The 12490-nt window shown below is 50.6% G+C and carries 11 protein-coding genes; 1 reads left to right on the top strand and 10 read right to left on the bottom strand.

Annotation, left to right across the window (positions count from 1 at the left end; translation table 11 throughout):
• Positions 1–46: 46 nt before the first annotated feature.
• A complete protein-coding gene (gene mutS, locus K9N75_RS04140) occupies positions 47–2611 on the top strand; it encodes a DNA mismatch repair protein MutS (protein ID WP_224452251.1) in 2565 nt (854 codons plus the stop codon).
• Positions 2612–2715: 104 nt separating this feature from the next.
• Here the strand turns inward: mutS and rpoS are convergent, their stop codons facing one another.
• The 10 genes from rpoS to rppH all read right to left on the bottom strand — a co-directional run bounded on the left by rpoS (position 2716) and on the right by rppH (position 12344).
• Positions 2716–3702: an RNA polymerase sigma factor RpoS gene (gene rpoS, locus K9N75_RS04135; protein ID WP_008815147.1), complete on the bottom strand. Its 987-nt coding sequence runs from the start codon at positions 3700–3702 to the stop codon at positions 2716–2718.
• Between the two features lie 52 nt (positions 3703–3754).
• On the bottom strand, positions 3755–4732 hold the full coding sequence (nlpD, locus tag K9N75_RS04130; RefSeq protein WP_071603111.1) for a murein hydrolase activator NlpD: 978 nt from the start codon (positions 4730–4732) through the stop codon (positions 3755–3757).
• A gap of 496 nt (positions 4733–5228) precedes the next feature.
• Positions 5229–5861, bottom strand: a complete 633-nt coding sequence (locus K9N75_RS04125; protein ID WP_039185553.1) for a protein-L-isoaspartate(D-aspartate) O-methyltransferase — start codon at positions 5859–5861, stop codon at positions 5229–5231.
• Complete coding sequence (gene surE / locus K9N75_RS04120) at positions 5855–6616, bottom strand: 5'/3'-nucleotidase SurE (protein ID WP_039185551.1); 762 nt, start codon at positions 6614–6616, stop codon at positions 5855–5857. Before surE ends, K9N75_RS04125 begins: the two co-directional genes overlap by 7 nt.
• A complete protein-coding gene (gene truD / locus K9N75_RS04115; protein WP_039185549.1) occupies positions 6597–7643 on the bottom strand; it encodes a tRNA pseudouridine(13) synthase TruD in 1047 nt (348 codons plus the stop codon). The genes surE and truD overlap by 20 nt, the downstream gene beginning before the upstream one ends.
• 3 nt (positions 7644–7646) lie before the next feature.
• Positions 7647–8120 carry a 2-C-methyl-D-erythritol 2,4-cyclodiphosphate synthase gene (gene ispF, locus K9N75_RS04110; protein ID WP_008815142.1) on the bottom strand — a complete coding sequence of 158 codons (474 nt, stop codon included), beginning with the start codon at positions 8118–8120 and terminating at the stop codon, positions 7647–7649.
• 73 nt (positions 8121–8193) lie between these two features.
• Positions 8194–8901, bottom strand: coding sequence for a 2-C-methyl-D-erythritol 4-phosphate cytidylyltransferase (ispD, locus tag K9N75_RS04105; protein WP_130961921.1), 708 nt, complete (start codon positions 8899–8901; stop codon positions 8194–8196).
• Positions 8902–9030: 129 nt separating this feature from the next.
• Positions 9031–9375, bottom strand: coding sequence for a cell division protein FtsB (ftsB, locus tag K9N75_RS04100; RefSeq protein WP_004091640.1), 345 nt, complete (start codon positions 9373–9375; stop codon positions 9031–9033).
• 176 nt (positions 9376–9551) lie between these two features.
• Positions 9552–11798, bottom strand: coding sequence for a phosphoenolpyruvate--protein phosphotransferase (gene ptsP, locus K9N75_RS04095; protein WP_130995962.1), 2247 nt, complete (start codon positions 11796–11798; stop codon positions 9552–9554).
• Positions 11799–11810: 12 nt separating this feature from the next.
• On the bottom strand, positions 11811–12344 hold the full coding sequence (gene rppH, locus K9N75_RS04090; protein ID WP_004091644.1) for an RNA pyrophosphohydrolase: 534 nt from the start codon (positions 12342–12344) through the stop codon (positions 11811–11813).
• Between the last annotated feature and the right edge of the window lie 146 nt (positions 12345–12490).

Below are 12490 nucleotides of genomic sequence, written 5' to 3'. Positions count from 1 at the left end.
CAATAAAAATCACAATTTACTTTAAATTCAATGGAATAACTAAATTATGTCGCTGAATGACAACATAAACCTAGACTCGCACACCCCAATGATGCAGCAGTATCTTAAGCTGAAAGCTCAGCATCCAGATATCCTGTTATTTTACCGCATGGGCGACTTCTACGAGCTCTTTTACGATGATGCCAAACGAGCATCCCAGCTCATGGATATCTCTCTCACCAAACGTGGTGCTTCAGCCGGTGAACCCATTCCGATGGCGGGTATTCCGCATCATGCAGTGGAGAACTATCTCGCTAAGCTGGTGCAGCTTGGTGAATCTGTCGCGATCTGTGAACAGATTGGCGATCCAGCCACCACCAAAGGTCCCGTAGAGCGTAAGGTTGTCCGCATCGTCACACCAGGCACCATCAGTGATGAAGCATTACTCAAAGAACGTCAAGACAACCTACTGGCTGCCATTTGGCAGGACGCTCGTGGCTTTGGGTTTGCGACACTCGATATCAGCTCTGGGCGTTTTCGCGTTGCGGAACCGGCTGACCTTGAAACAATGGCGGCCGAACTGCAACGAACTAACCCAGCAGAGTTGCTGTACCCAGAAGATTTCGCCTCCATGGCGCTCATTGAAAATCGTCGTGGTCTACGCCGCCGGCCGTTATGGGAGTTTGAGCTCGATACCGCTCGCCAGCAGCTTAACCTGCAATTTGGTACCCGCGACCTCAACGGCTTTGGCGTAGAGCAAGCAACTCAGGCGCTGCGTGCTGCTGGTTGTCTACTGCAATATGTCAAAGATACGCAGCGTACAACGCTTCCCCATATCCGCGGTATTACTATCGAGCGCCAGCAGGACGGCATCATCATGGATGCCGCCACACGTCGTAATTTAGAGCTCACACAGAATCTATCCGGCGGGGTAGAAAATACGCTAGCCGCCATTCTGGACTGCACCGTAACTCCGATGGGCAGCCGCATGCTAAAGCGCTGGGTACATATGCCCAGTCGCGACCACAAAGCGCTGAATAATCGCCAGCAGGCAATTGAAGCACTTCAGCCATTGGTCGACGATCTACAGCCGCTTCTCCGTCAAGTCGGCGATCTTGAACGTATTCTTGCACGCTTGGCTCTACGAACCGCCCGCCCACGCGATCTGGCGCGCATGCGTTACGCGTTCCAACAGCTACCTGAAATTCAGGCGCTTATCGGCGGCCATGCTACACCGCATATCGCAAAACTGGCCGAACAGGCTGGTCAGTTTGAAGAACTGCGCGAACTATTAGAGCGAGCGGTCGTTGAAACTCCGCCAGTACTGGTACGTGACGGTGGCGTTATTGCGCCAGGATATAATGATGAACTGGATGAGTGGCGCGCACTCGCCGACGGCGCTACCGACTATTTGGATCGACTTGAAATTCGCGAGCGCGAAAAACTGGGATTAGATACGCTGAAAGTTGGCTTCAACGGCGTGCATGGTTATTACATTCAGGTCAGTCGCGGCCAGAGCCATTTAGTACCCATTCACTACGTGCGCCGTCAAACGCTAAAAAATGCCGAGCGTTATATTATTCCCGAGCTAAAAGAGTATGAAGATAAAGTTCTGACCTCTAAAGGCAAAGCGCTGGCGTTAGAAAAACGTTTGTATGAAGAGCTGTTCGACTTGCTGTTGCCGCATCTGGCTGACTTACAACAGAGCGCGACTGCGCTGGCTGAGCTGGATGTGCTGAGTAACTTGGCTGAGCGTGCGGACACTCTCAACTACGTACGCCCAGAACTGAGCGATAAAGCGGGAATCAAGATCGTAGGTGGTCGCCATCCGGTCGTTGAGCAAGTGCTGAAAGAGCCTTTCATCGCAAATCCGCTGTCGCTCTCGCCGCAGCGTCGCATGTTGGTCATCACCGGTCCAAACATGGGGGGGAAAAGTACTTATATGCGCCAAGCTGCGCTCATTGTGCTGATGGCGCATATTGGTAGCTTTGTCCCTGCAGAGAAAGCCGTTATTGGCCCTGTCGATCGCATCTTCACCCGCGTTGGTGCAGCAGATGACTTGGCCTCAGGCCGTTCCACCTTCATGGTTGAAATGACCGAAACAGCCAACATTCTGCATAACGCCACCGAAAACAGTTTGGTGTTAATGGATGAGATCGGTCGTGGTACATCAACCTATGATGGATTATCGCTCGCGTGGGCCTGTGCTGAAAATCTGGCTAGCCGCATCAAAGCCATGACGCTATTTGCCACCCATTACTTCGAGTTAACTACGCTGCCAGAAAAACTTGAAGGTGTATACAACGTGCATCTGGATGCGTTAGAGCACGGCGATACCATCGCCTTTATGCACAGCGTACAAGATGGTGCAGCCAGCAAAAGTTACGGCTTAGCCGTTGCCGCACTGGCCGGTGTGCCGCGCGATGTGATTAAACGAGCACGCCAAAAGCTCAAAGAATTAGAAACACTGTCGGCGCAAACCGGCAATAGCCAAATTGATGGTTCGCAGCTTCAGCTATTGGCTGAGCCAGAATCTTCACCAGCAGTGGAAGCATTAGAAGAGCTCGATCCTGATACGCTGACACCTCGTCAGGCATTGGACTGGCTATATCGTTTGAAAGGGATGATGTAATCATTAGCCTGTAGATGTAAAAAAGGTGAAGCCGCTAAGCTTCACCTTTTTGTTTTACGCGTTTTAGAAAACCTGATTCATTCAAAGAATAATGATGAAAACCTTTATTCTCTGAACAGGGCCTCAATGCTAAGACCTTGAGCTTGCAGTATTTCGCGTAGGCGGCGCAAGCCTTCAACCTGAATTTGACGCACGCGCTCACGGGTTAACCCTATTTCACGCCCAACGTCTTCCAGCGTAGCGGCTTCATAACCCAGCAGACCAAAACGACGCGCTAATACTTCGCGCTGCTTGGCGTTAAGCTCAAATAACCACTTAACAATACTCTGCTTCATGTCATCGCTTTGCGTGGTGTCTTCCGGGCCGCTTTCGTTCTCATCGGTGAGAATATCCAGTAAGGCTTTTTCCGAATCGCCTCCCAGCGGAGTGTCCACTGAGGTGATGCGTTCATTCAAACGTAGCATACGGCTAACGTCTGTGACCGGACGATCCAGCTGTTCAGCAATCTCTTCCGCGCTCGGCTCATGATCCAGTTTGTGTGAAAGCTCACGTGCGGTACGCAGATAAACGTTCAACTCTTTGACAATATGAATCGGCAAACGGATGGTTCGCGTCTGATTCATGATAGCCCGCTCAATAGTTTGGCGGATCCACCATGTGGCATAGGTTGAAAAACGGAATCCACGTTCAGGATCGAACTTTTCAACCGCACGGATTAAACCTAAATTGCCTTCTTCAATCAGATCTAGTAGTGCAAGACCACGATTGCTGTAGCGACGGGCGATTTTCACGACCAGTCGCAGGTTACTTTCGATCATTCTACGACGAGACGCGTCGTCACCACGCAGCGCCCGTCGTGCAAAAAAGACTTCTTCTTCTGCAGTGAGCAGCGGAGAGTAACCGATTTCACCCAGATAAAGCTGAGTAGCATCAAGAACACGTTGCGAAACGGCCTGTGCCATCAATTCATCGGATGAGTCAACCTCGGTGGGTTCTTCAACGAGTACCTTCTCGTCAAACGCTTCTTCCCCGTTCTCATCGAAGTCTACTTCTTCATTTAACTCGTTAACTTTCAGCGTATTCTGGCTCATAGCTGTACCCTACCCGTGATATTGCGGGCAGAATACGGCGATTCTGCCCCGACTATCGCTGCGGCAAGTAGCGCAGCGGGTTTACGGATTTCCCCTTGTAACGAATTTCAAAGTGCAATCTTACTGAGCTGGTTCCGGTGCTCCCCATGGTTGCAATTTTTTGACCCGCCTTAACCTCTTGTTGTTCCCGGACCAGCATCGTGTCGTTATGGGCGTAGGCGCTCAGGTAGTCATCATTGTGTTTAATGATGATCAGATTTCCGTAACCACGCAGGGCGTTGCCGGCGTATACCACACGGCCATCAGCCGTGGCGACCACCGACTGGCCGCGTGAACCCGCGATATCAACCCCCTTGTTTCCACCTTCGGCAGAAGAGAAGTTGTCGATAATTTTACCGTCAGTAGGCCAACGCCAGGTTCCAACTGGAGCACTGCTGCTTACACTACTGGCTGACGAGTTCGGAACGGTTGCTGCGGCAGTCGTCGTTGCCGTCGCTGTCGATGCAGGCAACATTTTGCCAACATTCTGTTTACCCGAATTATCAGAATACGCTGTGGTTGATTGAGAATCAACACCTGTGCTCTTAATTTGACCACTTGACGGCTGAGTTGGCACTCCACTGGTTCCGTCGTTAGCTGCGAGCATTCCACCACTATTGCTATTGGCATCTAATTTAATAGTTTGGCCAACATTGAGGCTGTAAGGGGCTGGAATGTTGTTTTTCTCTGCAAGATCGCGGAAATCGTTCCCCGAAATCCACGCGATATAAAATAATGTATCACCACGTTTTACGGTATAAGTACCGCCGTTATAGCTTCCCTTCGGAATATTCTGATAACTGCGATTGTATATGATACGACCGCCGTCGCCTGTTTGTGCCCCGCCATTATTATTTCCGGCGTTCGACAGCATGCGGTCATTACCACCTCCATTTACGGAGCTTATTGGTGCAGAGCTATTGTCTGACGTACAACCCGCTAACCACAAAGTTATCAAAGTACACGCCGCTACTTGGCGCCACTTCATCATCGTGCTTCCCATGCTTATGCTTCCCCCACAACAGCAAAATCAGCGATATCCAACATATTCAGTCTCTTATACGTCTACATTACGAGGAGCAACCGCCACAAGTAATAAGAGCATCACGTGCTCTGAACCGACTAACCCAACCATAGGGTTAGCGAAAAACATCAAATAAGATAAAAACCAGGTAAGACTCCTCTATAGAGTCTCGCCTGCTGCATTTAGTTTCCAGCCATATACGACAAGAAGTAATGAATTGGACACTAAAAGCAGAGTGCGGGTCAAATACGAATCAGTAAGAATAATCCCTTTACAGAATTATACCCTTCATACTTAAAGCTATATCAGCGCTGGTTACGCTCACTATTCACCCTATTTCTAGGACTATCCCTATTTAAAGGACATTCCCTGAAGAGCCAGCACAAGCGTTATTCAAAAAGTCAGAATCTTCAGTCATACAACGCCAGTTATTTTGGATACAGCTTAGCAGTTAGCTGAAAAATCAGGCTAGTTCTCCCTGAACTAAAGGAACAAATCTTACCGGTTCGATAGACTCCACCAAGAAATCATGACCACGGCGCTGTACACAGCGCAGATGCTGGGTTTTATCAAACTCGCCGACGGGTAGAACTAAACGACCACCGTCGGCCAACTGCGCCAACAATGCTTCTGGAATTTCAGGCGGTGCCGCGGTCACAATAATCGCATCAAACGGCCCACGCGACGCCCAGCCCTGCCAGCCGTCACCGTGACGCGTTGAAACATTGTGTAAATCCAACTGCTTGAGGCGTCTTTTCGCCTGCCATTGCAGGCTTTTAATCCGCTCAACCGAGAAAACATGTTGAACAAGGTGTGCTAACACCGCGGTTTGATACCCCGATCCGGTGCCAATCTCTAGCACTTTAGCCTCTGGCCCCACTCGTAATAGCTCAGTCATTCGCGCCACCATATAAGGTTGCGAAATAGTCTGCCCCAAACCTATAGGTAAGGCCGTATTATCGTAGGCCTTGTGAGACATGGCCTCATCAATGAATTTTTCACGCGGTACTTCGGCTAATGCCTTTAGCACTCGCTCATCACCGATCCCTTGCTGCATCAACTGCTGCAATAAGGTCAGCACACGTCTATCTACCATTCCTCACCGACCTTAGTCTGTTCAAGCCACGAAGAAAGCAAATCCTGCGCGTGATATGCCGTTAAGTCCACCTGCAAAGGTGTTATCGAGACATAGCCTTGCTCCACGGCGGCAAAATCAGTATCTGGCCCAGCATCCTGTTTTTCCCCAGGAGGCCCAATCCAGTACAGATCTCGCCCACGTGGATCCTGCTGATGAATCACCTTATCAGCAGGGTGTCGACTACCACAACGCGTCACTTTAATGCCTTTAACCTGTTCCAGAGGTAAGTCTGGAACGTTAACATTCAAAATTCGTCCCGTACGCAACGGGTATTGTGCCAATGCTTTCAGCAAACGGCACGTCACCTGTGCAGCAGTATCATAGTGCTGGAAACCATCAAGTGAAACCGCCAGCGCAGGAAAACCTAAGTGACGTCCTTCCATTGCCGCCGCGACGGTACCGGAGTAAATCACATCGTCTCCCAAATTGGGTCCCGCATTAATGCCCGAAACGACAATTTCGGGATGCGGCCGCATCAGGGCGTTAACGCCAAGGTAGACACAGTCGGTTGGCGTACCGTCAATCACACTGATGTCACCATTCGTCAGTGTCTCAATACGCAATGGCGATTCAAGCGTCAACGAGTTTGATGAGGCGCTGCGATTACGATTAGGCGCCACAACCTGTACCTGAGCAAACTCACGTAGCGCTACCGCCAACGTTTGAATGCCCGGAGCCATTACGCCGTCGTCGTTACTCAGCAAGATCCGCATTAGGGTTTTCCTGATTGAACAACTCACGCACAATACTGGTCGCAAAACTGCCAGCAGGAAGTGCGAATTCAACTTCTACCGTCGCATCGTCCCACCAAGACCAGCTCATCTCCTGTGGTTTCACCAGCATTGCACGGCGCGCAGACTCCACTCGCTCACGCTTAACCAATGCCAGTAAATCGGCATAGTCTGCGATAGCTTGCTGCTCAAATTGGGCCGCTAAATCGCGCGTACCGAGATCGTTATCTCCTGGCAACGCCGCCGTAATCTGTAGCTCGCCGCCGTCAGTTCGCTGCTGCAAACTGTCTAACTCCTCGGCATTGGCGACAAACCAACTGCCGCGCCCAGTCAGTTGCATGGCATCGCCCAGCATCACCTGACGTTGCAAGTCCTGCGCCAAACGCATATTCGTTATCTGATTGAACATAGCGCTACGTGCAGCCGAAAGATAGAAACTGCGTTTGGCTCGCTCTCTGACCTGAATTTCACCACGCGACCACTTGGCCGCCTGAATCAGGTTATTACCACCACGGCCAAAACGCTGGGCACCGAAATAGTTTGGCGCGCCTTCTGTCGCAATCGCCTGCAAGCGCTGCTCAACGTCGTCGCGGTCAGTGATATGGCGTAGTACCAAGCGGAAAGTGTTGCCTTTCAACGTACCAATTCGCAGTTTACGCAAATGGCGCGCACTGCGAACCACTTGGCAACCTTCCAAAATAAACTGGCTGAGGTCGGGTGACTCTTTCCCCGGCAGATGCAGGCAGAACCACTGTTCGGTTACCGCATGACGGTCTTTTAATCCAGCGTAGCTGACCGAACGTTGGGGAATTTTTGCGAAACGTGCGAGATTATCGGCGACGAACTGTGTATTGCAGCCTTCCTTGCGAATACGCACTAGGAGGTGTTCGCCTTCGCCATCGGGTTCAAAACCCAAATCTTCAGAGACGAAGAAATCTTCTGGGAAAGCCTTCAGAACACCGGTGCCCTGAGGACGTCCATGCAGATAATGGAGTGCATCAAAATCCACGCGTTACTCCTTAATCAACAATGCAACCGCTTCGCAGGCAATACCTTCGCCACGACCGGTGAAGCCTAATTTCTCTGTTGTCGTCGCTTTGACGTTAACATCATCCATATGACACTCGAGATCTTCGGCTAAGTTAACGCGCATTTGAGGAATATGCGGAGCCATCTTCGGTGCCTGAGCGATAATAGTGATATCGAGGTTACCTAAGCGGTATCCCTTGGCGCGGATGCGACGATAAGCTTCGCGCAGCAACGCACGACTGTCAGCACCTTTAAACGCCGGATCGGTATCGGGAAACAGTTTGCCAATATCGCCCAGAGCTGCAGCACCTAACAACGCATCGGTTGCCGCATGGAGCGCCACGTCACCGTCTGAATGCGCAAGCAAACCAAACTCGTAAGGAATACGCACGCCGCCAATGATCAGAGGGCCTTCGCCACCAAATTTATGAACATCAAAACCGTGGCCAATTCTCATCAAGCATTCTCCTTTGGAGGCTGTGTTAAAACGAAAAAGAGTAAAACAAAGGGGTATATCAACGCAGAAAAGACTACGTGCGCTGCGACAGATAAAACTGAGCTAACGCAAAATCTTCAGGCCTTGTGACCTTGATATTATCAGAACGGCCAGACACCAACAGGGGATGATAACCGCAATACTCCAACGCCGATGCCTCATCCGTCACGTTAGCGCCTTCATTAAGCGCACGCTCCAGACACATCATTAGCAACTCACGAGGAAATAACTGGGGAGTCAACGCATGCCACAGCGCTTCGCGATCGACCGTATGCGCAATGCTGTTGATCCCCGCTTCCGCTCGTTTCATGGTATCGCGAACGGGAGCCGCGAGGATCCCGCCAACTTTAGATGTGTGCCGCAGAGCCAGCAAATTGCTGAGATCGTCTTGATGCAGACAGGGGCGGGCGGCATCATGCACTAACACCCAATGCGCATCTGTCGCCGCTTGTAGACCGGCAAAAACCGAGTCTGCGCGCTGCGCACCGCCGTATACCACCTGTACTCGCGGATCGTTTGCCAGCGGTAAATTGTAGAAATAGCCGTCATCAGGACTAATGGACACAACCACCCGCTCAACATCGGCATGACGCAGTAACGCCGCCACCGAATGTTCGAGGATCGTTTTACCATCGATAGACAAATATTGCTTTGGGCAAGTCGAGCGCATCCGGCTGCCAACACCCGCGGCTGGCACAACGGCGACGACAGAAAAGAGTGGTGATTCGTCAGGAGCACTCATACATTTTGGCTTGTAGTTATTAATATTAGGATTCGAACTGTTTAAGCCATTGTCATGAAACGCATACGCATTAAATCAGGCTCAACGTTATCGCTGACAGGCACCATTGGCAGATACTACTGACGGGGGCTAATTTCGTGCTGTAGACGATGAGGACGAAGGCATTGGCGAAGACTGAGTCGTACCACCATTGCGTTTCGACTGATCAGGCACCAGACGATAGAATGTTTCGCCAGGTTTTATCATACCAAGTTCGTTACGTGCGCGTTCCTCAATGGCTTCTTGCCCACCATTTAGATCATCAATTTCAGCAAATAGCTGATCGTTGCGAGATTTCAGCTTGCCGTTATTAGCTTGCTGAGCCGCAACATCTTCTTTTACGCGCACATAATCATGGATACCGTTTTTGCCAATCCACAATGAATATTGCAACCAGCCTAACAGTATCAATAATAATAGCGTTAATTTACCCATTCACGCCCCCTGAAAAACCGCACAATCATCCCACAACTTTTAATGAGACTCCACACTAGAGGGAAAATTACTGCGTAATACAGGTTTCTCTTTAGTAAATGCGGATAACAAGACCTCTTTATTGTGAATAGTTTAGGATTAATCATTATCAAGAGATGGAAAATAAAACAAAAAAATTACAAACCACCACGAATTAAGCCGCCAAGCCCACGGCGCTCCATAAAGGCGGCGGTGAGATGACGAATCTCTGTCGACATTTGGCTTTCCAATACACGCTGAGCCAAGAAGCTTGCATCTTCGAGTTCAATAGTTCGCAGCAGGTATTTAATACGTGGAACGCTATGGCCGTTCATGCTGAGATTGCGATATCCCATTCCCACCAGCAATAGCGCCCCCATCGGATCTCCCGCCATTTCCCCACATACGCTAATCGGTAGATTCAAGCGGTCACACTCCTGAACCACCTGCTGCAACACGCGCAGCATTGCGGGATGTAAGCTGTCGTATAGTGAAGCTACGCGGGTGTTATTCCGATCGACCGCTAACAGGTACTGCGTTAAATCGTTCGTCCCAACGGAAATGAAATCCACGCGCTCAGCCAAAAATGGCAGCAGGAAAATCAGCGACGGCACTTCCAGCATTACGCCAATGCGCGGCTTGGGCAGTGCATAGCCGATCATCTCTTCAACTTCTCGCCCTGCGCGTTCAATCAGTCGTTTCGCCTCATCCACTTCGCTCAGGCTGGTCACCATTGGCAGAAGAATATTTAAGTTGCCGCTTGCCGCGTTGGCTCGCAACATGGCTCGAACCTGAACCAAGAAGATCTCAGGTTGATCGAGCGTGATCCGAATACCACGCCAACCAAGGCTTGGGTTCTCTTCGCTGATCGGCATATAAGGTAATTGCTTATCTGCACCAATATCCAAAGTTCGCAGCGTTACTGGCTTATTTGGATTGATCTGCAGCATTCCTTGATACTGAGCCACCTGCTCTTCTTCAGAAGGGAAACCGCTTTGCAACATGAACGGAATTTCAGTGCGGTACAGCCCAACGCCATCCACTCGGCTGTCTTGACGCTGTTCATGTTCGGCGCTGAGGCCAGCATTAAGCATCACCTGTACGCGTTCACCACTTTTCAACTGCGCTGGTTTTTCGGCGTCGTCCTCCGCCATCTTGCTTAGCACAATCTCTTCATTCACCAAGCGCTGATATTCATGTACCAATACAGGATCGGGAGCGACTAACACTTCGCCGCGGTAACCATCGACAATCAGCTGACGCTCATGCAGCAACGTCGGCTGAATATCAGCCCCCATTACCGTAGGCACCCCCATCGCACGCACTAAAATCGCCGCATGCGAGTTGGCCGCACCGTCACGCACTACGACGCCTAGCATACGTTCTTGAGGAACCTCAGCCAGAATAGTGGCCGTGAGTTCATCGGCAACCAAAATGAAGCGTTCAGGCCATTGGTTGATGCCCGTTGCATTATCATCGAGATGGAAGAGCAGACGTTGCCCCAGCGCACGCAGATCGCTCGCACGCTCGCGCATATAAGGATCTTGTAGATTGGCGAACTGTTCAGCAAAACGCTCGATGACTTGCTTCACGGCCCACTCGGCGACGGATCCGGCATCGATCTCATTCATCAACTCGCGTTTCAGTCTAGCGTCGTTGATCAGGTGAGAGTAAAGATCGAAAATCGCTGCGCTATCTTTCTGGGAATTCGCCGTAAAACGTTTGCTGAAGCGACGAAACTCGGCGGAGGCATCTTCCAACGCCTGCGTCATACGCTCACGTTCACTTGCGCTATCTAGCGTGGAGGCTTGAAAAACCTGCTCGAGTGACGGCTGACTAACATCCATCCACCCTTCACCAACGGCGATCCCTGGCGATGCGGCGATCGCTCTGATCCTATTTTGCCGTAGGCGGCCAAACAGGCCATTAAGCTGTGCCTGCGAGAGGATCCCTGCTAGCTGCGTCGCGAGCGTCACTAAGAAAGACTCTTCCGTTTCATTGAACTGACGAGATTCACGTTGCTGCACGGCAAGAACGCCCAACAGTTGGCGACGATAAATAATAGGTACACCAAGAAAAGCACGATAGCGCTCTTCTTTTACCTTTGGCACATATTTGAAACTTGGATGGCTCGGCGCATCAGCCAAGTTAATCGGCTCAGCCAAACGCCCAACTAGCCCGACAATTCCTTCGTCGAAAGCCAGCGTAACCACACGCCCACGCGGTTTTTTCAAACCGCGTGTCGCCATCAGGTAATAGCATTGACGATCGTTGTCAGCCAAATAAATGGAACACACTTCGGTGTCCATTGCCTGACAGGTTTCGTTAACGAGCACTTCCAATGCGTCAGTTAAGCTTGCGGCCGCAGCCACCTTCTCTACTATTTCCCGCAAACGCGTGAGCATGATTAAAGCCACTTAACCTCTTTTACGGCGATAAGCAGGAGAGGTCCGCGCCGTTGGCGGGGTCACTTCCTGCAATGGCATGACCACAGGTGAGAATTCTTTCATCACCCGACGATATACATCGCGTTTAAATGAGACAACCTGACGTACCGGATACCAAAAACTGACCCAGCGCCAGCCGTCAAATTCAGGCGTACTACTCCTTTGCATGTTGATTTCAGACTCATTGCACATGAGCTGTAACAAAAACCAACGCTGCTTCTGGCCGATACATACCGGCTTCGTATCCCAACGCACCAAACGTTTAGGTAATTTATAGCGTAACCAGTTGCGGGTTGATGCAAGAATTTTGACATCTTTTCGCCCCAACCCTACTTCCTCAAACAGTTCGCGGTACATCGCCTGCTCGGCGGTTTCTCCGGGATTGATTCCCCCTTGAGGAAACTGCCAAGAATTCTGACCAAAGCGACGGGCCCAAAGAACTTGCCCCTGGCGATTACAGATTACGATACCCACGTTTGGGCGGTAGCCATCATCGTCGATCACTGGACTACCTCAATAGCAAATTCGCAAGATAGGGTGATTGTTTCACACTCCCCTGTGGCGGTAAACCACCGCATGAAATCGGGTAAAAAACGGATAACATTGGGATAACTCACAGATTCAACCATAGTTATAAACATTACCCGGTG

This window comes from Hafnia paralvei, from assembly GCF_020150375.1.
Classification (GTDB): Bacteria; Pseudomonadota; Gammaproteobacteria; order Enterobacterales; family Enterobacteriaceae; genus Hafnia; species Hafnia paralvei.
The sequence above is the reverse complement of the archived record's forward strand: the minus strand, read 5'-3'. Positions and strand labels throughout refer to the sequence as shown.